Origin of the sequence: Nonomuraea sp. 10N515B (genome assembly GCF_052245915.1) — a bacterium.
Classification (GTDB): Bacteria; Actinomycetota; Actinomycetes; order Streptosporangiales; family Streptosporangiaceae; genus Nonomuraea.
In genome coordinates this window covers 24,038-45,583 of the sequence record NZ_JBQQBQ010000032.1, presented here as the reverse complement: position 1 = coordinate 45,583, position 21,546 = coordinate 24,038, and the positions used below count along the sequence as shown (strand labels likewise).

Below are 21,546 nucleotides of genomic sequence, written 5' to 3'. Positions count from 1 at the left end.
AGGGTGCGGAATTCAGATGTCAAGCCTGATTTGTAGTGCTTCGTGGTGGTGCCGGTAGGTACGTCACGCCTCCCCATCGTCTACCCGACGAGGAGTGGTCTGCGCCAGGGGGCCGCCCGCGGCCTTTCGCCGCCGGGGGATCGGACCTGCAGACGTGGTGAGGGGCGGAGGTGATGCCTCCGCCCCTCCGGCCCCTGGGAGTCAGGACCGGTGTGGCGAGGTACGCCATGGGCACCTCGCCGGCACCGCCGACACTAACCCCGGCCACGCCCACCGGTCTGCGGAGAACTACTCAGAACGGGCCGCCCACGCGGAGAGAATCGCGGCCTCCTTCTCCGGCGCGATCCCATGCGTGCTGTTGTTGCCGAAATTGCGGCGCTTCTCGGGGATCTCCCGCAACCATTCCCACGTGTCGCGTACGGTCTCCGCGACGGGACGGATGCGCAGCCCGGCCGCCTGCGCCTTGGTCGTGGGGACGCTCCAGAACGTCTCGAGCTCCGCCGACGGCGGGCCGCCCCACAGCGGCAGCTCCACGAACGTCCCCGCGCCCTGCTCGGCCAGGAAGGCGCTGTCCACCCACACGAGCTCCGCGTCGGACCCGGTCGCCTCCTTGCACGACTCCAACCACTCCCCGAACGTGGTCTGGCCGACCGGACCCGTCACCAGGAACCGGCCGGCCGTGCCGCGCTCGGCCTGGTCGAGCGTGAAGATCCCCAGGTCGCGCGCGTCCACGAACTGCATCGGCGCGTCCGGCTCGCCCGGCGCCAGCACCTGCCCGCCCTGCGCGATCCTGGTCAGCCACCACGGCAGCCTGGCCACGTCCTCGCGCGGACCCAGGATGATCCCGGGCTGGACGATCAGCACGGTGCCGTCGAACCCCTGCTCGACCGCTCGCTCACAGCCTGCCTTCAGCACGCCGTAGTTGCCGTCGTCGGGCCCCGCGTCGGGCTCGCACGGCCAGATCTCCGCGTCGTCCGCCGCCGGCTTGCCGGGGAAACCGGCGAGCGCGGAGATGGTGGAGACGAACGCGTACGTGCCCGCATGCCCGGACAGCGCCCGCGCCGACGCCCCCACCACCCGCGGCACGTAACCGGACGTGTCCACCACGAAGTCCCATGAACGCCCGTCGACCAGCCGCTCGAGGTCGCCCGGAGTCTCGCGGTCGCCGCGCACCACTTCGGCCCCGGGCACGTCCACGCCGCTGCGCCCTCTGTTGAATGTCGTGACCTCGTGCCCCCGGGCCAGCGCCTCCTCCACGATGGCGCGGCCCAGGAACCCAGAACCACCGATGACAAGAACCCTCATAAGGGTTCATTCTTCGCCTGCGAGCACCCTTCGATCATGTGTCTTCACCGAGGGCGTAGCGCGCAGCGGCGGCACGAGGTGCACCCTGGCCGTCGCGATGTCGAAGAACAACCCCACGAGCTGCAGCTTCCCGGCTCTGACCTGCTCGTCCACCTTCCGGTACGTCCGCAGGTTCTCCAACTGCTGCTGCACGTTGACCCGGCACAACACATCCAGGGCCCCGCTGTGCAGCCGATCGCCTTCGGTCTCGATGAACGTGGCCAGGCTGTGGTGGCCGTGCCGCAGCCATCGGCGCAGCCCCGGCAGGCTGCCCGCCTGCACGCCCGCGCTCAGCACCCCCGCCATGGCGCCGCACCCGGAATGGCCGCACACCGTGATCGTGTGCACGCCCAGCACCTGCGTCGCGTACTCGATCGCCGCCACCACCGAGTCGTCGTGCGGCTCCGACCCCCTGCGCGGCACCAGATTGCCGATGTTGCGCACCGTGAACAGGTCGCCGGGCCCGCTGGCGGTGATCAGGCTCGGCACGATCCTGGAGTCCGCGCACGTGATGAACAGATGCGACGGTTGCTGCTTGCGGGCCAGCTCGGTGAAGATGGGCTTCACCAGCGGCGCCGTACGCCGGTGGTATTCGCGCGCACCGCGGGTCAGCTGGCACTCCACCTGCGCGACCCCGCCGTGGGACGACGGGGTGCGGCCGCCGAGGCGGCGGTGGCGGTGCGTCCACGGCAGCCACCACCGGTCCGGCGCCACCGGCGGCGACTTCACCGGGAACATGCGCACCCCACTGGCCGCCAGCGTGTACCACTCCTCGTGCAGCTCGTCGATGTCGACCGTGCCGCCCATCCGCTCGTGGTACAGCCGCCAGGAGTGAATGGCCTCGAAGGCGGCGTTGTCCATGAAGTCGATGTTCAGGTCCAGGTCCACGGGCGTGCCCGCGGGCAGTGCCCGGAGCTCGTGCGTCAGCCGCGGCACGCCCAGGAACGTCAGCGACCCGGAGATCGTCACGCGCATCCGGCCGTCCCTGTCCTCGTGCTTCCGCACGGTGACCCAGGTCAGGCGGCGCAGCGCGAGCAGCGCGGCCAGCGCCAGCCCGGCCAGCACGCCCTCGGCCAGCCCGAGCAGGATCACGGCGACCAGCGTCACCACGTAAACCGGCACTTCGCCGTGGCCGTGCACCTTCTTGACGTGGCCCAGGTTCACCATCTGCACGCCGATGAACACCAGCAGCGCCGCCAGCGCCTCCATCGGGATCAGCGTGATCGTCCAGCCGAACCCGAGCGCGAACACCATCACCCACACCCCGTGCAGGATCGTCGAGCCGCGGGTGCGGGCTCCGGCGTGCACGTTCGCGGTGCTCCGCACGATCACCCCGGCGACCGGCAGGCCGCCCAGCGCGCCGGTGACCATGTTGGCCACGCCCTGGCCGGTCAGCTCCTGGTCGAGGTCCGCGCGGCGGCCGCCGTGCAGGCCGTCGACCGCCACGCAGCACAGCAGCGACTCGCACCCCGCCAGCAGCGCCACCAGCATCACCGCCGCCACGACCAGGTGCCAGTCGCCCTGCGGAAGCACCGGGAAGGCCCACTCGGTGAGGCTGTCGGACAGGTCGACCCGGGTGACGTCCCAGCCGAAGGCCCACGCCGTGACCGCCGCCACCAGCAACGCTGCCAGCGGCGCGGGGATCGCCTTGACCTTCTGGGGCAGCCGCGTCCACGCCGCCAGCACCGTGATCGTGAGCAGGCCGACCGCGACCTTGTGCCCGTGCAGGTCGGCGATCTGCCCGGGCAGTTCCATCAGGTTCGCCACGGCCGAACGTTGCGAGCTGCCGCCCAGCACCACGTGGAGCTGGGACAGCGCGATGATCACACCGACCGCCGCGAGCATGCCGTGGATGACGGCCGGCGACACCGCGAGCGCCGCCCTGGCCGCCTTGAAGACCCCCAGCACGAGCTGCACGGCTCCTGCCAGCAAGGTGATCATGCAGGTGGCCCGCCACCCGTACGTGTGCACCAGATCCACGACCACCAGGGACAATCCGGCGGCGGGCCCGCTGACCTGCACGGCCGAGCCGCCGAGCGCGCCCGCCACGATCCCGCCGACCACGGCGGCGATCAGCCCGGCGGCGAGCGGCGCTCCCGAGGCCATCGCGATGCCCAGAGAAAGGGGCACCGCGACGAGGAAAACCACGAGCGAGGCTGGCACGTCATGCCGGAGGGTGCCCAGCCAGCTACTCTTCGTGTCGCGGAACATGGAGCAAACCCTAACGCTCCACCCTCCGCGCTTTAGCTGCGTCACATGGGTTTTACGTATTCATGGCGCCGATGATCAGCGGTAGTAGTCGTGCGGATAGTCCGGGTCCGAGGGGTGCCGGTGACCGCCGCTGTTGCCGTTGCCGCGGGAGGCCTGCGACTGGTTGCCGAACATGTCGCCGCCGTATCCCGGCCAGGTGGACTGGGCGCCGTTCTGCGCCGGCGGCTCGGGCCACGCGGCGCCGGGGGTGGTGGTGATGTCGCCCGTCTCGTACGCGGGGTACGAGGACGGGGGCGTCGGGGCCGACAACATGTCGTCGTGGTTGGCCGAGACCGCCCTGCGGGGGGTGGTCGGGGCGCCGGTGTCGGGGGTCGGGCCGGTCAGCGGGTCGGAGTCGTCGGCCACCGCCCAGCCCGGGCGCACCTCGTACGAGGTGGGGTAGGACGAGCGGGTAGCGGGCTGCTCGAACGCCGGCCAGGAGGTCCCCAAGTCGTAGGAGGGGGCAGCCGGGGCGGGGTCGTCCAGGATGTCCGGCGAGGGGCTGGCGGGCCAGGAACCCGACGGGGTGGGCGTCGGCGGGGTGGTCCAGGTGGTCTCGAGCGGGTCGGCCGCACCGTTGTAGGCGGGGAACGGGTCGCTCGTCGGGGCGCCGTGGATGGGCGCGGGCTGCGCGATCGGGAACGAGCCGCTGGATGTCGGGCCCGCGGCGGGGAACGAGCCGCTGGATGTCCGGCTCGCGGCCGGGAAGGACCCGCTGCCGTTCGCCGGGGAGGCGGGGCGGGAGGCCGGGACGACCGGCTGGGCGCCCACGCCGAGGATGCTCATCACGTCGGCCGTCGGGGCAGCGAAGGTCATGGTGCGCTGATCGGCCAGGTCGGCCTGCGAGGGAGCGGCGCGCTTGGCGGGCTCGACCAGGTCGGCGAGGTTCGACGCCGCGGCGGCCGCGGGAACCTGCCGCTGCGGCAGGGGAGCCTGGACGGTGGTCGCGTCGGGGTCCACGGCGGCCACGGGCTGCGGAGCGGCCTTGCGCTCGCTGCGCCGCTCAGGCCGGCTCGGGAGCTCGGCGGCGCGCTGCGGCTCTCGCTGCCGGTCGTCGGGACGGGCCGCGGCCTTCCTGGCCGCCACGGTGCCGCCGGCGCCGAAGTTGCCCTGCTCCGCGTCGCTGCGGATGTTGGCCCAAAACTCCTCGTCCTCGTCGTCCGAGGTCGGGTTGCCCCACTCGTCGACGCCACGCCTGCCACGCTGGCCGGTCCGCACCGGTTTCGGCGCTTTGGGCGCATCAATGGGGCTGAAGTCAGGACTGAAATTGTTCATCCGCGGCTCGTGCGCGGCGAACTCGTCCGTCGAGCGCGCGTGGGTCTTCTCCTCCTTCTCGGCCATCTCCTTCAGCCGTTCCGGAGGCAAGGAGCTCTCCCGCCGGTTCATCGAACGCATGCCCAGTGCCACGACGACGAGCACGAGGAGCACGACGGCGACCAAACTTACGATAACCGCAGTCATTGCACCACCCTCAAAGCCATGGCCTCCCTCTGGCATCGGTGAGATCGCGCGGCCATCGACGCGACCTGCCCCCTTTGATCACCAATGCCTAACAATTGGATCTGATTGTGTCGGACCACTATGAGCGTTGTCACACCCTACGTGAAGAATTGGTACACCGTATTACCTGCGGTGTTCGGTCTCTCACTCGATGTCAACGGCTGTGAGTCGGCCGCGGGCTATGGTCTGGTCCGCGATCTGCTTCAAGATCGTGGGGAGCGGGTCGCCCTCCTGGACGTCGACCTTGCCGTTCAACGTGTAGACCGTGAAGCGGTAGCTTCCCGGGTCGCATGGAGGGTCGTAACCCACTTTTCCGTTGGTCGACCTCGCCTGCTTGATCCCGTCGTCCGGGGGGTCCTCGGAGGCGCCGGGGCCCAGCTCGGTCGTGGTCGCCGGGATGTTGTAGACCACCCAGTTCACGGTCGCCTTCGACGACGCTCGCGAGTCGACCACGATGGCGATGGACTTGGCCTCGGACAGCGGCTGGCTCGACCAGCGCAGCGGCGGGCTGACCTGGCCGCCCTGGCAGGAGTATTGACGCGGCAGCGGCTTGCCGTCGCGCAACTCCGGGCTCGAGACGTTGATCTCCGCGATCTCCTGGGCCTGGGATCTGCCGATGAAACTGCCGCAACCTGACAGCGCGAACGCCGCGACCACCGTCGTCACACTGACGGCGATGCGTCGCACGCGTGATGCCGTGTTACACAGCCCCATGCCGGACGATGCTACGCGGATCTCGGCGGTGCACAGACCGTTTCTCGATGGTCCGTGCTCGGTAAAGGATCCGAAATCAGCCAGAATGGAGGCATCTGGAGAGTGAGCTTGACCACACCTGTGTCCTGCGCCCCACCCGTCGAGTCGAATCGGGGCGGGCCGGGGGACCTTCCTGGCCTGCTGCGTCGCGGGGACGGAACGGCGGGCGAGATGTCGCACAGCGACCCGACAAAACGGACGCTCGTTTCGGTCATGATCCTTGGCAAAAACCAGGTGCGCCAGCTGTGCGGACGGCGGCTGCCACGTTACGTGAGGCGCTCGCGCTGCGGTGCGGTCCCGCGCTTGCCCCGGGCCTGGATGGCACGAACGTGGCGCCGCCGACGCGGCCTTGCTCGACAGCCTGCGGCCGGCCGCCACCGAGCATGGCACCGGGCCTTGGGCCCCGGCGGGCAGACACGCCGCCGTGCTCGCCGGATCTTTACCGCCCCCGCGGGCCGATCACTTCGCGGGTACGCGGCCTAAGCTGGCCTTGTGACGTCAACAGGCCCGCTACGCGATCCGGGGAACCGCGTCTCACCCAAGGCCGTGCGCCTGTGGCTGCTCGAGGCGCTGGTCGGCTTCGTGTTCTTCCTGGGCGGCTCGCTCCTGGTGTCGCGGTGGGTCGGCGGCAGCGGGTGGTCGTGGGTGCCGGACTGGTTCGCCGCGAACTCCTGGCTGCTGCCTGTGGCCGTCGTCGTGGTGACCCTGCCGTTCCTGGTGGCCGAGCCGTTCGTCCGCTACGCCGTGCATCGCTGGGAGCTCTCAGGCGACGTCGTCTACGCCAGGTCGGGGTTCCTGACCAGGGAGTGGGTCTTCGTGCCCGTGAGCCGCATCCAGACGGTCGACAAGGGGCAAGGGTGGTTCGAGCGGATGCTCGGGCTGGCCACGCTGGAGATCCGCACCGCGTCCCATGCCGGCTCATCGACGATCAAGGGCCTGGACTACCAGGTGGCGGCGGGCCTGGCCGAGCAGCTGGCGCACCGGGCCGAGGCGCTCAGGGACGACGCCACATGACCGACCCCGGACCGCCCCGCGGCGACTCCGCGCCCGGCGACGGGACGGGCGACACGTCGCGGGCGGCAGGTGACGGGCAGCCGGCGCCTCCTCCGCTCCCCGTCCGGGCGCCGTTGCGGCTGAGCCCGAAGGTGCTGCTCATCGATCCGGTCCGCATGTTGCCCTCGCTGCTCCTGCCCCTCCTCGGCGTGCTGTTCGTGGGTGGCTTCTCGGCCAGGTCGTACGGCTGGGCCATGCTCGGCATCGTCGGCACCGTGGTGTTCGCGATCGTCAGGTGGGTCACCTTCACCTACGAGATCGCCGGGGACCGCCTGGAGACGAAACGGTCGCTGATCAGCCGCTCGGTCCGTACCATCCCGCTGGAGCGCATCCGCGGCGTCGACGTGTCCACGCCGCCCATGCACCGCCTGCTCGGCCTGGCCGTACTCAAGATCGACACGGGTGCGAGCGGTCGTGACGAGGAGGCCGAGCTCGACGGGGTCACGCGGCAGGAGGCCGACCGGCTCAAGGCGCTGCTGCTGCGGCGCGCGGCCCGGCAGGAAGGTCCCGTGCCCGAGACCGCGGCGGCCGGGCCCGCGGAGCGGGCGATCGTCAAGGTGCCGCTCAGGTGGCTGCTGTACGGGCCGCTGTCCGGCGCCTACCTGCTCACCCCGTTCGCGCTGGCCGGCGGCGCCGTGGGGCTGGCGTTCCAGTGGGGGGACGAGCTGGGGTTCGGCCGGGACGCCGCTTGGAACGTGGGCCAATGGCTCTGGGACCGCCCCTACCTGCTGCTGATCGCGGCGGTGCTGCTTGTCATGGCGATGCCCATCCTCGGCGGGCTCATGTACGCGGTCTTCAACTGGAACTTCGAGCTCAAACGCCGCGATGGCTACCTGGTGGCGGAACGCGGGCTGATCAATCGCCGCAGCGTGTCGCTGGAGTCGGCGCGGGTGCGCGGCTACGAGATCGTGGACGGCCTCGCCGAACGGTGGGCCGGGGTCGTGCGTGTGTGGGCCATCGTGACGGGGCTCGGCGACTCGGAGACCCGAGGGCAATTGCTGCCCGACGTGCCACGTCCGGTCGCGCACCAGGTGACCGGGGAGGCGATCGGTCCCTACACGGCCGCGCTGCGCCGTCATCCGCCGGTGGCGCGCAACCGCCGCCTGTTCAGGGCCGTCTTCCCGTGGGCGATGATCGCGCTGGTCAGCGGTGTGGCGGCGTGGGCGACCGGCATGATGGTGTGGTGGATCCTGCTGGTCCTGTCGCTGCTGCTGGCCGGGGTGGGGATCCCGCTGGGGCTCGACAGGTACGCATCGCTGGGGCACGGCTACGACGGGGTGCGGGTGGCAGTGCGGTCGGGCTCGCTGCGGCGGTCCCAGGCCGTGGTCGAACGCCGGGCCGTGGTGGGGTGGCGGCTGCGGCAGACGTGGTTCCAGCGGCGGGCCGGGGTGCTCACGCTGATCACCGGCGTCGGGGCCGGCAAGGGCGGGTACGAGGCCCTCGACGTCTCGGAGGCACAGGGGGCGGGCTTTCCCGCCGAGGTGACCCCGGAGTGGCTCGCCCCGTTCCTGAACCCGGCACCCCCAGGGCTCCCGTCTTCCGCCAAGCCTCGGACGCCGCCCACAGGGTTGGTCTGACCCGCCGCCGCGCATCACGCCCTGAACGTATGCGCGGCACCGCTAGGCCAATGGCCCGGCGGAAGGCCTCGATGGCGGGTCGGTGGAGAGGTCATTCCTGGCGGCGGGCTCCGAACATGATCTCGTCCCAGGTCGGGACCGAGGCCCGGCGGCCACGGGAACCCTTGCGCGGCTGCCGGGCGGCGGGTGCAGGCGGCGGGGAGGGCACTGGCACGGCCTGCTCCTCCTTGGCCTCGTCCTTGCCTGCCCGGGCGGCCGGCACCTTGGGCGCGGCGGGACCGGGCTTCGGCTTGGGCGCAGGCGGCTTGGTCTCCTTCGCCACCTGCTTCGACCCGCTCGGCTCACCCTCCGCGACCTTGGAACCGCCGGCCTCCGCGGGCTCGGCCGCGTCCACGCCGGGTGAGGCGGTGGCCGGTGGGGCGGTGGCGCCGGTTTCAGCGGGCGCGGACGCCTCGGAGACGGACGGGACGTCGGCGCCCTGCGCCTCGGTGAGCGGCTGACCCTCGGTGGCCGGCTGACTCGCGGTGGCTGGCTGGCTTTCCGTGGCGGGCGGAGTGCCGTCGGCGGCCGGCCGAGCGTCGGTGGCCGACTTTCCGTCGCCGGTCGCTCGGCCGTCGGCGGTCGGGCGCGGGTCGAGGGCCGGCTGGCTCTCGGTCGTCGGCCGGCCTGTTGTCTCGGGCTCGAGGGCCGTGTCGGCTGCGGGTGCCGCCTGCGAGACCGCCGCAGCCTGTGCGGCGGCTGCCGAGGCGGAGGCCGGCTCGCCGGCGGCGGTCTGCCCGGCAGGCTGAGACGCCGTGACCAGCTGCTCCTGGACGGTCACGGTTTGCTGCGCGGGAGGCTGCTCCTGCGACAGGCTGGTGGCGTCCGCAGGAGCCTGCGCCTGCGGCGAGGTGCGCTGGCCGGCGGCAGCATGCCCCTCGGCGACGGCGCGCGGCTCCTCGGCGGATGCCTGAGGAGCGGGGCGGACGTCCGCAGGGGCGGCAGGAGCGTAGATGGCGTCGGTGTCGCGCTCGGCCGGGTCGCGCTCGGCTGAACGGCCGGAGCCGAAGTCGGGCAGCCACGCCGAAGACCCGCCGCGACGCGAGACCGTCTCGCCGGGGCGGGCATGACCGGTTTCGCGGGCAGGCGTCTCAGGCCGGATGGAGTCGTCGCGCGATGGCGTCTCAGGCCGGAAGGAGCCGTCGCGCGATGGCGTCTCAGGCCGGAAGGAGCCGTCGCGGGACGGCGGTTCCTCACGGAGGGTGCTCTCGCGAGACGGCGGTTCGTGGCGGAGCGTGGTCTCGGGGGATGGAGGGGCCGCGTCGCGGGGCGGAGCGGCGCGCTCGAAGGGAGCGGCCTCGCGGGATGGACTGTCCGAGGCACGCGTGTAGCCGGTCTCCGAGGACCTGGGCGGCGGGTTGTAGCCGACCGCCGGCTCCTCAGGCTCCCGCCGCGCCGATGGGAACGGCACGGCGTCGGAGGCGAGCGGCGGCACCGGCTGCAGCTTGGCCACGCGCGGCGCGAACGGTGTCACCGTCGTGTCCTCGACGACCGGCGGCTCCGGGTCGAAGTCGGCCGACGACAGCCGCATGGCCTCGTCGCCGTACGGCGTCACATGCCGCTTGCGCGGGTCGAAGAGCCATTCGGCGTGCCGCGTGTGACCGTTCCACACGTAGCCCAGCTTGACCCGCCACAGCCCGTCGTCGCGCTTGGCGGAGTCCCAGTCGATCTCGTCGGTGGGCACGCCGCGTCTGGTCAGCCGCTCGGCGACGAGATCGCCGAGGGTCGGCCCCGGCGCGGTTTCGCCGGGCATGCGCACAGCGACCCGCTGCGCCTGTTGAGCGACGTACTCCCGCTCCTGCAGCACCGGCCCCTCGAACCAGCGCACGCGCTCGACCGGGATGCCGGCGGTCGCCGCGATTTCCTCTGCGGTCTCACCGGCGCGAATGCGGGCCTGGATCTCCTTGGGGCGCAACGGACTCTCCACTTCGATCTCGTACTGGCCGAGACGGGAGAAGTTGCCGCGGACGGCAGCACGGAGCCGGTCGTCCACGGGAAGCGTGAAGCGCGTACCTCGCCCGGCAGTCGCCAGCACGAGGTAGGTGCCGTCCTCACTCACCGCGACGAGTCGGAGCTCCTGCATGCGAGTCCCTTCGTCAGCGTCGTCGCCATTCTTCCCCCGGACCCTTGAGTCTCTCGCGTGTGCCGGTTGCCTGCCAGCACCGTACCCGGCATGTCCGAACATCGCCTTCCTGGGATAGCCCCGGGGCGATGTGACGCCGGTCACATTTGACGAATCCATGCCTCTAGAGCCCGCCGTTGCGCATGAGGAGGTTAAATGCCCTGGCTGGGTTCTGGCTAATCCCGCCCGTGGCGTCGACCGGCCGGTCGGGCTCGGCGGGGACGGGGCGCAGGGCGAGTCCTGAAGCAGGCGTCATGGCCAAGGGGACGGCGGTCGTGGCGGCCGTCGCCACGGCCGCGGCGAGGTATACGGAGGGCAGGCCGAGTCGTCGGGGCACGAGTGACGAGGGTGCAGGCCGCGCGTGTCATCCGGGAGGCCGGACACGCGGTCCCGGCCGTTCGCGAGGCAGTTCTTTACCGAAACAACGACGACCCTAGCCGAGCACCAGATTCAGGTAGTCGTTGGTGAACAGGCGGCGCGGGTCGAGCCGGTCGCGCAGCGCGGCGAAGTCGGCGAAGCGGGGATAGACCTTGGCCAGGTAAGCGGCGTCCCTGGTGTGCAGCTTGCCCCAGTGCGGCCGGCCGTCCAGCCGCACCATGATCTCCTCCACGCCCTCGAAGTACGCCGGATTCGGCGTCGGGCGGTAGATGTGGCAGGCGATGTACGCCGAGGCCCGCCCGTACGCGGTGGACAACCACGCGTCGCTGGGCGGCGTGACCCGCACCTCCACAGGAAAGGTGATCATCCACCCCATGCGGTCGATGAGGTCCCGAGTCTCGCGCAATGCCTGCGCCAGGCGCTCGCGCGGCACGGCGTACTCCATCTCGAGGAAGCGCACGTCCCGCCGCGCCGTGAAGATCTTGTACGAGGTGTCGACCGACTCGGAGTCCCCCAGCGCCGCCGCGCTCGCCTCGTTGATCCGCGGGATCAGCCCGGGGAAGCGGGCCCCGGTCGCGCAGGCCGCGCCGAACACGGTGTTCTCCAGGAACACGTTCTCCAGCCAGCGCTTGACCGCGCTCGGCGGCGACGCGGGACCGGGATGCCGGTTGTTGGTCTTGACCAGGCAGGCGTCGGTGTGCGGCAGCCAGAAGAAGTCCAGGTGCTCGTTCGCGGAGGTCAGCTCGTCGAGCGAGTCCAGGATCTCGCCGAGCGCCATCTTGCGCCGCCTGTTGTGCAGCAGGAACGCGGGCTCCACCCGGAACGTCACGGCTGTCACCACCCCGAGCGCGCCCAGACCTACCCGGGCCGCGTCGAACAGGTCGTCACCGGGGGAGGCGGTGGCCACCGACCCGTCGGCCAGCACCAGCTCCAGCTCGGTGACCTGGTCGGCGAGCCCACCGCTGTCGCGCCCGGTGCCGTGGGTGCCGGTCTGGATGGCGCCGGCGACGGTCTGCTCGGTGATGTCGCCCATGTTGGCCAGCGCCAGCCCATGCTCGCCGAGCAGTTCGTTCAGCGCCCGGAGCGGGGTGCCGGCCAGCACGGTGACGCGGTCGTCCGCCTGTGACCTGATGCCGGTCAGCGCGTCGGGGCGCAACATGATGCCGTCGGTGAGGGCCACCCCGGTGAAGGAGTGGCCCGTGCCGACCATGCGGACCCGCCGCCCGGAGGCGGCGGCGTCGTGCACAGCGCGTACGACGTCCGCGACGGACGCCGGAGCGCGCACTTCGGCGGGGCTGCCCGACTGGTTCTTCGCCCAGTTCGTGAAGACCATGAGCGCCCCTTAAAGAAGAGTCTCGTTCCGGTGAACGTGAACGATACTCAGTTCTCCCAGCCCGCGGGAACCGGGAAAATGTCGCCGGGCTCGAGGTTCTCCTTCTTGACGATGTCGGACACCGTCACGAGGTGGTAGCCCTTGTTCTGCAGGGTCTTGATGATCGACGGCATGGCCTCGACGGACTGCTTCACCCAGTCGTGCATGAGGATGATGCCGTCCTGCTTGGCCGCCTCGAGGGTCTTCTTCTTGATGGACTCGACGTTCTTGCTCTTCCAGTCCTCCGAGCCGCCGGTCCACAGGATGATCGGCATGCCGAACTCGGCGGCGATGTCGGAGACCGTCAGGTCGGCCATCCCGTACGGCGGCCGCAGCAGCTTGGGCTCGACGCCCGCCGCCTTCTTGACCTCGTCCTGAGTCTTCTTGATCTCTGCCCTGATGTCCCAGGGCTCGATCTTGGTGAAGTCAGGGTGCTTGTAACTGTGGTTGCCCAGCTCGTGGCCCTCGGCGACCATGCGCTTGACGTAGGTGGGGCGGCTCTTCACGTATTGGCCCTCGAGGAAGAACGTCGCCTTGGCGTTGTGCTTCTTCAGCGTGTCGAGCAGGACGCCCGCGTACTTGCCCGGTCCGTCGTCGAAGGTCAGCGCGATGCACTTGACCTGCGTGCAGTCGACCGGAGCCTTCTTGGGTGCCTGGGCTAACGCGGGCGATGGGGTGAGGGTGACGCATACAGCCGCGATTGCGAGAAGTGAACTGATCTGTCGGGACATGAATAAAGCTTCCATAGTGATGGATGTTGCGAGGGATGTCCCGACGGTAGCGGATCAACTCTTCGCGGGTGAAGGTGCCTCGGGGACTCTCAGGAAACCCGAACCTCCCAGTCCCACGATCACGGCCAGGAACGCGGCGCCCAAACTGAAGATGTAAGCGTTGGACGCGCCGTACATCTCGGTGAGCCGGCCGCCCGCCCACGCGCCGATCGCCACCCCGAAGCCCAGCGCGGTGGAGATCCACGCCATGCCCTCGGTGAGCAGCGACGGGGGCACCAGCCGCTCGGTGAGCGAGAACCCGGTGATGAGCGTCGGCGAGATCGCGAACCCGGCCAGGAAGAGCGCCCCCGCCATGACCCGCGCGTCACCGATGAACACGATCGGCACCAGCCCCAGCGCGAACACGCCCAGCGCCCGCACGAACCGGCCCTGCAGCGAAATCCGCCAATGTCTGGACCCGAACCAGAGCCCCGACACCATCGACCCGCCGGCGAACGACGCCAGCAGGAACCCCGCGGCCACCTTCACCCCCTCCTCCTCGGCGAACGCCACGGTGATCAGGTCCACGGACCCGAACACCGCCCCCATCGCCAGGTAGACGCACGACAGCAGGGCGATCGCGGGAATCAGGATGGGCGTGCCGCCCCCGGACCTGGCCGGCTGGACGGGCGGCTGCGTACGCCGCTGCGTCGCCAGCGCCAGGCAGCCGACGAACATGAAGACCAGCGCCACGGCGAGACCCATGTACGGGCTCACCCCGGTGGCCAGCACCGTGACCAGGGCGGGACCGGTGACGAAGATGACCTCGTCCACCACGGACTCGAAGGCGAAGGCGGTGTGCAGCTTGCTGGAGCCGCCGTGGATGACCGACCAGCGGGCCCGCACCAGCGAGCCCACCGACAGCGACGTGGCCCCGACCACCAGGCCGGAGGCGTACAGCGTCCAGTCGGGCAGCCGCAGGCCGGCGCTGAACAGGAGCGCGGCCAGCCCGAGCGCGTTGATCACGGCGAACGGCGGGATCACCCGGCTCTGCCCGAACCGGTCCACGAGCCGCCCGGACAGCGGGGCGCCGATGGCGAAGGCCACGTTGGTGGTGGCGGCGACCGCGCCGGCGGTGGCGTAGTTGTCGGTGAGTGCGGAGATCAGTAAGACGATCCCGATCCCGATCATCGACATCGGCATACGCCCGACGAATCCGGCGAGCACGAACGCCTTGATGCCAGGCCCATTGAACAGCCCCCGGTAAGGCCCGACCACCCTGTTTCCTCCTTACTTGCGCCAGTTAACCATTGCGCAACCGATGTCCGGTAAGCAAGTGGATATTCGCCTGGCTGGGCTAACGTGTCCCGAGTGTCCGGTCTTCCCACCTTCCGTGCGGTCATGCTCATGGTCATCGCGGTGCTCGCGGTCACCGCCGCAGCCGGTGGAATCGTCGTGTTCCTGGACGGTGACCTGCTCAAAACCGCTCAGGAGCCGGTACGCAGGCCGACCCGTCAGCCCACGGCCGCCCCCCGCCTCGACCAGCTCGTACCCCACGCGGAGCCGGTCAAGGATTTCGGCGCCGGCGGGCCCGGCGTCACCTCGACCCCGCCGCGGGTGCTGGCGATCGCCCCGTCCGCCGTGCCCAAGCAGACCAGGCTCAAGCTGGGCGAGCTGAAGCACGTGCAGAAGGTGACCGTCGTCGACGCGGGCGCGGTCAAGGTCTCGGGCACCGCGCTGAACCTGCTGGCCGTGGACCCCGCCCACTTCCGCTCGTGGACCCCGCAGCCGGTCGCCGACCAGCCGGCCGTGTGGAGCGCACTGGCCAGGGGGGAGCTGGTGGCCGACGCGAGCGCGATCAGCAGGTTCGGGATGATCCTCGGCGCCATGTACCAGGTGGACGGCGGTCCCACGCTCCGCGTCGCCGCCTCCGCCCCGCTGGGCCTGCGCGGCGTGGACGGGCTGGTGGGCGCCGACCTGGGGAGGTCGCTGGGGTTCGCGCCGGGGGTCGCGGTGCTGCTGCACGGCAAGCCGGGCACGATCAGCGAGTCGGGGGTGCGCAAGGTGCTCGGCAAGGACGCCCAGGTCGTCATGCTGGACTCGGCCGCCCGTGCCCCGAAGCGGGACCAGCCGAGCCCGCAGACGGTCAACGTGGGCCGCCCGGGCAGCTACCTCGAGCTCTACAAGGCCTCCGCCACCCGCTGCCCCGGACTGTCGTGGACGGTGCTCGCCGCGATCGGCCAGGTCGAGAGCAGTCACGGCCGCAACAACGGCCCGTCCAGCGCCGGCGCGCTCGGGCCCATGCAGTTCATGCCCGCCACCTGGAAGGCTTACGGCGTGGACGGCGACGGCGACGGCAAGGCCGACATCTGGAGCCCGTACGACGCGGTGCCGGGCGCGGCCAACTACCTGTGCGCCAACGGCGCGGGCAAGGGCGGCGAGAAGCTACGCAAGGCGATCTGGTTCTACAACCACTCCTGGGACTACGTGAACAAGGTCATGGGCATCGCCGAGGCCTACGCGCGCACCTACGCCTGAGGGCGCCGGCGGGGTGGAGGGCAGCAGGTGAGGGCGCAGGGGACCGGCTCGGGCTCGTCCATCAGCTCGCGCACCATCCGCACGAACCGCGGGTGCGTGCCCGCCGTCGCCGCCCGCTCCAGCGGCAGGCCGATCTCTGCGGCCACGTCCCTCGCCTCGGTGTCGAGGTCGTAGACGACCTCCATGTGGTCGGAGACGAACCCGATCGGCACCAGCACGACCGCGTGGGCCTCCGTCTTGCGCAGGTGGTCGCAGACGTCCGGCTCCAGCCAGGGCACCTGCGGCGGGCCGCTGCGCGACTGCCACACCAGGTCCCACGGCCCGGTGCGGCCGAGCTCCTGGTTGACGAGCTCGGCGCTCCTGCGCAGCTGCGCCTCGTAGAGGCCGCCGGACGGGCCCGCGGTCTCGGCCATCGACACCGGGATGCTGTGCGCGGTGAACACGAGCCTGGCGTCGTCACGGCCGAGCCGCTCCAGCGCCGCCCGCGTGTGGTCGGCCATGGCGGCCACGAACCCGGGGTGGTCCCCGAAATGCCGCATCTTGATCAGCTCAGGACCGGCCTCGACGGAGATCCTGGCGATGTCCTCATAGTATTGCCGGCAGCTGGAGTAGCCCGCGAACGCCGAGGTGGGGAAGACAGCCGCCTTGCGGATCCCGTCGGCCTTCATCCGGCGCACGGTGTCCTCGCCGAACGGGTGCCAGTTGCGGTTGCCCCAGTAGACCGGCACGTCCACGACCGGGCGCAGCGCCTCGACCAGGTCGCGGTTCTGCTGGTTGATCGGGCTGACCCCGCCGAAGCTCTGGTAGTGCTCGGCCACCTCGAGCAGCCGCTCGCGCGGCACGCCGCGGCCGCGCACGACGTTTTCCAGGAACGGCATCACGTCGTCGGGACCCTCGGGGCCGCCGAAGGACAGGACCAGCAGAGCGTCGTAATCTCCCACGTGACCAACCCTATTAGGGAGTGCCGGGGGTCCTGAGTGCGCGGTAGGTTCGGGTGAGTGAGCGCATTTACCGACATACGTGAATATGTGGCCATTCCCCGGGTTCTCTCGCTGCGGCTCTCCCCTGACGGCTCCAGGCTGATCTCGACAGTCCAGTCACTCAACCCCGACGGCAAGTCGTACGGCACCGCGCTCTGGGCGATCCCGCTGGACGGCGAGCCCTGCCGCCTCACCCGCTCCGCCAAGGGCGAGTCGGCCGCCGTCTTCACGGCCACGGGCGATGTGCTGTTCACCTCCGCCCGCCCCGACCCCACCGTCAAGGACTCCACCGACGAGGTCCCCGCGCTCTGGCTGCTGCCCCACGCCGGCGGCGAGTCCCGCCAGGTGGCCACCAGGCCCGGCGGGATCAGCGGGATCCGCACCGCGGGTGACGTGGTCGTCTTCGCCGCCGACGTGCTGGACGGCGAGGAGGCGGCCGAGGAGGACAAGCGCAAGGACCGCAAGGATGCCGGGATCAGCGCGATCCTGCACGAGGGCAACCCGGTCCGTTACTGGGACCACGACCTCGGACCCGGCCGCACCCGGCTGTTCGCCGCGCGGCTCGGCGACGACCGGCTGGAGGACGTGCGCGACCTGACGCCCGACGCGGGCGACGCGCTGCGTGACGCCGCGTTCGAGCTGACGCCCGACGGCGTCAGTGTGATCATCACGTGGCGGACGTACCTGCCGAAGGGCGAGACGCGTACCGACCTCGTCGTCATCGACGTGGCCACCGGCCAGCGGCGGACGCTGCTCAGCGACGACGCGCACGACTTCGACGGCCCCATCGCGATCTCCCCGGACGGCACTCGCGTGGCCTGCGCCCGCGATCGGCACACCGGGTGGGACGTCTCGGCCAGGAGCGAGCTGTGGATCGCCGACCTGGCCACCGGCGAGGGCCAGGCCTACGCGCCCGACCTGTTCCCCGGCGACCTCGAGTGGGCGCCGGACTCCTCGGCCGTCTACGTGGCGGCCGACCACCAGGGGCGCCGCCCGATCTTCCGCGTCCCGCTTTACGGGGAGGTGACCAGGCTCACCCGGGACGACGCCGCCTACATCGGGCTCAACGCCTCCGCCGACGGCCGGTTCGTGTACGCGCTGCGCAGCGCGGTCAACCTCGCCCCCGCCCCCGCCAGGATCGACGTGGCCACCGGCGAGATCACCGACCTGCCCTCGCCCGCGCCGCGCCCCGACGTACGCGGCACGCTCACCGAGATCTCGGCCACCGCCGACGACGGCGCGACGATCCGCGGCTGGCTCGCGCTGCCCGAAGGCGCCTCCGCCGCCGATCCGGCGCCGTTCCTGCTGTTCATCCACGGCGGCCCCGTCGCCTCCTGGAACGACTGGCAGTGGCGCTGGCAGGCCTGGATCATGGCCCAGCACGGTTACGCCGTGTTGATGCCGGACCCGTGCCTGTCCACCGGTTACGGTCAGGACATGATCGATCGCGGCTGGGGCAACTGGGGCCCGCGCACCCAGGCCGACCTCGACGCGATCGTGGACGTGGCCCTGGCCAGGGACGACATCGACAGCGAGCGCATCGCCGCGCTGGGCGGCTCGTTCGGCGGCTACATGGCCAACTGGCTCGCCGGCCACACCGACCGCTACAAGGCCATCGTCACCCACGCCTCACTGTGGAACCTCGACCAGTTCGCCGGCACCACCGATGTCCCGATGTACTGGCAGCGCGAGTTCGGCGCGCCCGGCTCCGAGCGATACGAGCTGCTGTCCCCGCATGCCGCCCTCGACAAGATCACCACGCCGATGCTCGTGATCCACGGCGACAAGGACTACCGCGTGCCGATCGGCGAGGCCCTGCGCCTGTGGTGGGACCTGCGGCGCACCGAGGTCGACGCGAAGTTCCTGTACTTCCCCGACGAGAACCACTGGATCCTGAAGCCGGGCAACATCGTCGCCTGGTACGAGACCGTGCTCGCCTTCTTGTATCAGCATTTGAGGCCAACCTTCGAGCCGCCGAAGTTCTCTGGTCTCGTTGACCTGGGCAGTCTTGATCCTGACAGATCATGAACCGGTCTGGTCCTTAGGGCATACCAACAAGCTCCTAGGAGCTTCCTAGGAGCTTCCTAGAGCTTCCTAGGGGCTTTCAGAGGCGAGAGGAGTGATGGGTCGCGTTCAGTTTCCGCCCGGCTCGATCTCGTCCCGCCGCGGCGCGGCAGGCAGCTTGCCGCGCAGGTCATTGCGCACGGCCTCGGCCAGCCTCTTGGTGGCGGCCCTGTTGAGCGCGCCGCCGGCGACCGCCCCGGTGAGGAACGGGCCGAGCGTGGTCAGATGGCGGCCGAGGGTCCGCAGGAGGCGGTTACGCAGGGCGGTCTTGGCGGCCGCACCGAAGGCGAGGGAGACGGACGCGGGAGCAAGGGGGTCGATCCCGCGTTGTCTGGCCCAGGCGGAGGTGAAGACGAAGGCGCGCTGGGTGCCGCTGCCCTCGACACGTACGCCGTAGACCTCGTGCAGCTCGGCCAGGAGTTTCACCTCGATGGCGGCGACGACGATGGTCTCGGCGACGAGCTGCGCGGGGGCGGAGAGCAGGAGAGGTGGTGCGGCGAACTCGGCCGCCGCGAGCGCTCCGCCGATGGCGCCCACCGTCATCGTGGCCTTCTGCGCCGTGCGCACCAGGTCGTCGGCGAGTTGCTCGCCGGTCAGGCCGTGATGATGCTCGGAGAGGGTGTGCAGGTCGCGGATCGGAATGCGCGGGGCGATGTTGAGGAAGACGTCTGCCAACCAGCGGCCCCGGCCCGCGCCGGTCACGCGTGCCCTTTTCGCTCCCGCGGACAGAGCCTGGGCAAGACGGCCGAGCAGCCTGCGCCGCTCGGCCGGCTCGAGCTCACCGGGCTCGGCGAGCTTACCGACGAGCTCGCCGACCTCTTTGTCGGGGTCGGCGATCTCGTTGCCCGGTTGTTGACGGTCGTTCTCCGGTACGGCCACGCGATGCCTCCGTCCTCATTGTCGACCGCTCAGGGTTCGCCGGCTCGCTGCTGTCGTACCCTGAGCCACGGCGATCAGGCGGCGCACTCCCGGCAGACCTGCTGGCCGTTCTTCTCAGAAGCCAGCTGACTGCGGTGGTGCACCAGGAAGCAGCGCGAGCAGGTGAACTCGTCGGCCTGGCGGGGAATCACCCGCAGGGAGAGCTCTTCGTTCGACAGGTCCGCACCGGGCAGCTCGAGCGACTCGGCCAGGTCGGTCTCGTCGATGTCGATGCTGCCAGACGACTTGTCGGTGCGCCGCGCCTGCAGTTCCTGGAGACTGTCCTCCCCCAGGTCGTCGTCTGTCTTGCGCGGGCTGTCGTAGTCGGTAGCCATTGTGCTTACTCCATCCCCCTCATCTATAAGTCTTCGCGCTCGTTGCGCGCTCTACTAACGTCCAGGAGACCCATCTTGTGCCCGTTCCGCCCGGGGAGATTTCCCATGGGTACCCCGCCGGAACGGACAACGAACCTCCCAACACGTCAGGGCCTGCTGCCGTCGGCAATGGTTAGCCAAATATGGCGAAACCCACAGCCTTGGCGCCATGCACCACCGTGTTCGACGGCACATCCAACCACATGTACGGCGAGAACGAGACTCCCCCCGTCCATCAACACGCTGACGAACGTTCCAGGACCAACCGCGGTCAGCGCCTCGGCAGCCGAATCGTCACCACAAGTCCTCCGCCATCTCTGGGCACGGCGGCCACATTTCCGCCGTGCGCCTGTACGACCGCACGGACGATGGACAGCCCGAGACCCGCTCCCTTGGCCGAATCCACGCGGTCGGCGTTGAGCCTCCTGAACGGCTCGAACAGGCTGTTCACCTCGTATGCCGGGACATGTTGCCCCATGTTGGCCACCTGAACAACCAAGACACCGTCCACCATTCCCGTCCGGATCCAGACTTTTCCATTTTCAGGAATGTTGTACTTGACCGCGTTCTCGAGCAGGTTGCTGACGGAGCGCTCCAAGAGCACCGGATCGCCTATGGTAGGCGCGCTGACCAGTTCGGTCGTCAGGGTGACGCCGTGTTCCTCGGCGAAGGGCGTGAGCTGTTCCACGGCCGTCCGAGCGACTTCTCGGACGTCGACCGGTTTGCGTACGGCGAGTTCGCGCTCGCTCCTGGCGAGCAGCAACAGCCCCTCGATGAGCTTCTCGTTACGCGCGTTGACTTCCAAGAGGGTACGGCCGAGCGCTTTGAGATCCTCCGACGCCTCCGGATCCGACAGAGCGATCTCCAGGACCGTCCGGTTAATGGTGAGAGGGGTGCGCAATTCGTGGGAGGCGTTGGCCACGAATCTGCGCTGGGTGTCGAAGGCGATGTTGAGCCTGGTGAGCATGGCGTCGAAGGTGTCGGCCAGCTCCTTCAGCTCGTCGTTGGGGCCCTGCAGGTCGATGCGCTGGTGGGCGAGCGTGCTCTCCGAGAGCTTGCGCGCCGTGGTGGTCATCTGCGCCACCGGCCGCATGGCCCGGTCGGCCACGAAGTAGCCGAGGATGATCGCCAGGATCCCGACGCCCAGCAGCGCCATCAGCGAGCTGCTGAACAACGTGCTCTGGGCGTTCTCCACGGCCCGCTCCCTGGCCGCGCTCCACCGGTTCTGCATGATCGCGGCCGAGATCGCGTCGAGCTGGGAGGTGTCCAGCGGCAGCCACGCCTCCGCGATCGCCCTGCCCACGATGGCGTAGATCGAGTAGAGCAGGGCGGCCGCGGCCATGAAGAACAGCACGCTGTAGGCCATGGTCAGCCGCCATCGGATGCTGACCCGCTCCGGGAGCGCCTTCACCCGCTCCATCGTGGTGCGCTGGATCGGCGTGTGCTCAGGCGGCGGCGGTCCGTCCCAGGCGGGCGGCCCGCTGGGCGGCGGCGCCTCCTCCACACGTGCTGCTTTGCGCGCCGAATGCGGGCTGATCATGGGATGCGTCGGCCCCGTCTGGCGCTCTGGCCCC

At 70.3% G+C, this 21,546-nt stretch carries 17 protein-coding genes; 4 read left to right on the top strand and 13 right to left on the bottom strand.

From position 1 onward, the window contains the following. Window positions 1-288: 288 nt before the first annotated feature. From ACTWQA_RS36110 to ACTWQA_RS36095, 4 genes are all read right to left on the bottom strand, one after another. Complete coding sequence (locus tag ACTWQA_RS36110; RefSeq protein WP_443163454.1) at window positions 289-1,305, bottom strand: NAD-dependent epimerase/dehydratase family protein; 1,017 nt, start codon at window positions 1,303-1,305, stop codon at window positions 289-291. A 6-nt stretch (window positions 1,306-1,311) separates the two neighbouring features. After that, the gene (locus ACTWQA_RS36105) at window positions 1,312-3,555 is read right to left on the bottom strand and encodes a SulP family inorganic anion transporter (RefSeq protein WP_443163453.1); all 2,244 of its coding nucleotides are present in this window, start codon (window positions 3,553-3,555) and stop codon (window positions 1,312-1,314) included. Window positions 3,556-3,630: 75 nt separating this feature from the next. Further along, entirely contained in the window at window positions 3,631-5,055 is a 1,425-nt protein-coding gene (locus ACTWQA_RS36100) for a hypothetical protein (protein WP_443163452.1), read from the bottom strand. 183 nt (window positions 5,056-5,238) lie between these two features. Further along, window positions 5,239-5,781, bottom strand: coding sequence for a YbhB/YbcL family Raf kinase inhibitor-like protein (locus tag ACTWQA_RS36095; protein WP_327590433.1), 543 nt, complete (start codon window positions 5,779-5,781; stop codon window positions 5,239-5,241). 558 nt (window positions 5,782-6,339) lie between these two features. Here ACTWQA_RS36095 and ACTWQA_RS36090 point away from each other — a divergent pair. Both ACTWQA_RS36090 and ACTWQA_RS36085 read left to right on the top strand, forming a co-directional pair. Next, a complete protein-coding gene (locus tag ACTWQA_RS36090; RefSeq protein ID WP_443163451.1) occupies window positions 6,340-6,861 on the top strand; it encodes a PH domain-containing protein in 522 nt (173 codons plus the stop codon). After that, on the top strand, window positions 6,858-8,477 hold the full coding sequence (locus ACTWQA_RS36085; protein WP_443163450.1) for a PH domain-containing protein: 1,620 nt from the start codon (window positions 6,858-6,860) through the stop codon (window positions 8,475-8,477). The genes ACTWQA_RS36090 and ACTWQA_RS36085 overlap by 4 nt, the downstream gene beginning before the upstream one ends. A 91-nt stretch (window positions 8,478-8,568) precedes the next feature. Here the strand turns inward: ACTWQA_RS36085 and sepH are convergent, their stop codons facing one another. From sepH to ACTWQA_RS36060, 5 genes are all read right to left on the bottom strand, one after another. Continuing rightward, on the bottom strand, window positions 8,569-10,599 hold the full coding sequence (sepH, locus tag ACTWQA_RS36080) for a septation protein SepH (RefSeq protein WP_443163449.1): 2,031 nt from the start codon (window positions 10,597-10,599) through the stop codon (window positions 8,569-8,571). A gap of 163 nt (window positions 10,600-10,762) precedes the next feature. Next, a complete protein-coding gene (locus ACTWQA_RS36075; protein WP_443163448.1) occupies window positions 10,763-10,975 on the bottom strand; it encodes a hypothetical protein in 213 nt (70 codons plus the stop codon). A 96-nt stretch (window positions 10,976-11,071) separates the two neighbouring features. Continuing rightward, window positions 11,072-12,349 (bottom strand): D-arabinono-1,4-lactone oxidase, encoded by a 1,278-nt coding sequence (locus ACTWQA_RS36070; RefSeq protein ID WP_443163447.1) that lies wholly within the window; start codon window positions 12,347-12,349, stop codon window positions 11,072-11,074. A gap of 47 nt (window positions 12,350-12,396) precedes the next feature. Beyond that, window positions 12,397-13,119: a polysaccharide deacetylase family protein gene (locus tag ACTWQA_RS36065; protein ID WP_443163446.1), complete on the bottom strand. Its 723-nt coding sequence runs from the start codon at window positions 13,117-13,119 to the stop codon at window positions 12,397-12,399. A 54-nt stretch (window positions 13,120-13,173) separates the two neighbouring features. Further along, the gene (locus ACTWQA_RS36060) at window positions 13,174-14,376 is read right to left on the bottom strand and encodes an MFS transporter (protein WP_443163445.1); all 1,203 of its coding nucleotides are present in this window, start codon (window positions 14,374-14,376) and stop codon (window positions 13,174-13,176) included. A 93-nt stretch (window positions 14,377-14,469) separates the two neighbouring features. Here ACTWQA_RS36060 and ACTWQA_RS36055 point away from each other — a divergent pair, with 93 nt between their 5' ends. Next, a complete protein-coding gene (locus ACTWQA_RS36055) occupies window positions 14,470-15,636 on the top strand; it encodes a lytic transglycosylase domain-containing protein (protein WP_443163444.1) in 1,167 nt (388 codons plus the stop codon). Here the strand turns inward: ACTWQA_RS36055 and ACTWQA_RS36050 are convergent. Next, a complete protein-coding gene (locus tag ACTWQA_RS36050; RefSeq protein ID WP_443163443.1) occupies window positions 15,627-16,577 on the bottom strand; it encodes a ferrochelatase in 951 nt (316 codons plus the stop codon). The genes ACTWQA_RS36055 and ACTWQA_RS36050 overlap by 10 nt on opposite strands. A 57-nt stretch (window positions 16,578-16,634) precedes the next feature. Between ACTWQA_RS36050 and ACTWQA_RS36045 the strand changes: the two genes are divergently transcribed. Then, window positions 16,635-18,644, top strand: coding sequence for an alpha/beta fold hydrolase (locus tag ACTWQA_RS36045; protein WP_443163442.1), 2,010 nt, complete (start codon window positions 16,635-16,637; stop codon window positions 18,642-18,644). Between the two features lie 105 nt (window positions 18,645-18,749). Here the strand turns inward: ACTWQA_RS36045 and ACTWQA_RS36040 are convergent, their stop codons facing one another. The 3 genes from ACTWQA_RS36040 to ACTWQA_RS36030 form a co-directional block, all read right to left on the bottom strand. Further along, window positions 18,750-19,559 (bottom strand): hypothetical protein, encoded by an 810-nt coding sequence (locus ACTWQA_RS36040; protein ID WP_443163441.1) that lies wholly within the window; start codon window positions 19,557-19,559, stop codon window positions 18,750-18,752. 74 nt (window positions 19,560-19,633) lie between these two features. Further along, a complete protein-coding gene (locus ACTWQA_RS36035) occupies window positions 19,634-19,933 on the bottom strand; it encodes a DUF4193 domain-containing protein (RefSeq protein WP_020542847.1) in 300 nt (99 codons plus the stop codon). A 310-nt stretch (window positions 19,934-20,243) separates the two neighbouring features. Continuing rightward, window positions 20,244-21,512 carry a sensor histidine kinase gene (locus ACTWQA_RS36030; protein ID WP_443163440.1) on the bottom strand — a complete coding sequence of 423 codons (1,269 nt, stop codon included), beginning with the start codon at window positions 21,510-21,512 and terminating at the stop codon, window positions 20,244-20,246. Window positions 21,513-21,546 lie beyond the last annotated feature (34 nt).

Excerpts from the sequence above, each read along its gene's own strand:
- ACTWQA_RS36110 (WP_443163454.1), bottom strand. The coding sequence starts at position 1,305 with ATGAGGGTTCTTGTCATCGGTGGTTCTGGGTTCCTGGGCCGCGCCATC.
- ACTWQA_RS36105 (WP_443163453.1), bottom strand. The coding sequence starts at position 3,555 with ATGTTCCGCGACACGAAGAGTAGCTGGCTGGGCACCCTCCGGCATGAC.
- ACTWQA_RS36100 (WP_443163452.1), bottom strand. The coding sequence starts at position 5,055 with ATGACTGCGGTTATCGTAAGTTTGGTCGCCGTCGTGCTCCTCGTGCTC.
- ACTWQA_RS36085 (WP_443163450.1), top strand. The coding sequence starts at position 6,858 with ATGACCGACCCCGGACCGCCCCGCGGCGACTCCGCGCCCGGCGACGGG.
- sepH (WP_443163449.1), bottom strand. The coding sequence starts at position 10,599 with ATGCAGGAGCTCCGACTCGTCGCGGTGAGTGAGGACGGCACCTACCTC.
- ACTWQA_RS36070 (WP_443163447.1), bottom strand. The coding sequence starts at position 12,349 with ATGGTCTTCACGAACTGGGCGAAGAACCAGTCGGGCAGCCCCGCCGAA.
- ACTWQA_RS36065 (WP_443163446.1), bottom strand. The coding sequence starts at position 13,119 with ATGTCCCGACAGATCAGTTCACTTCTCGCAATCGCGGCTGTATGCGTC.
- ACTWQA_RS36035 (WP_020542847.1), bottom strand. The coding sequence starts at position 19,933 with ATGGCTACCGACTACGACAGCCCGCGCAAGACAGACGACGACCTGGGG.
- ACTWQA_RS36030 (WP_443163440.1), bottom strand. The coding sequence starts at position 21,512 with ATGATCAGCCCGCATTCGGCGCGCAAAGCAGCACGTGTGGAGGAGGCG.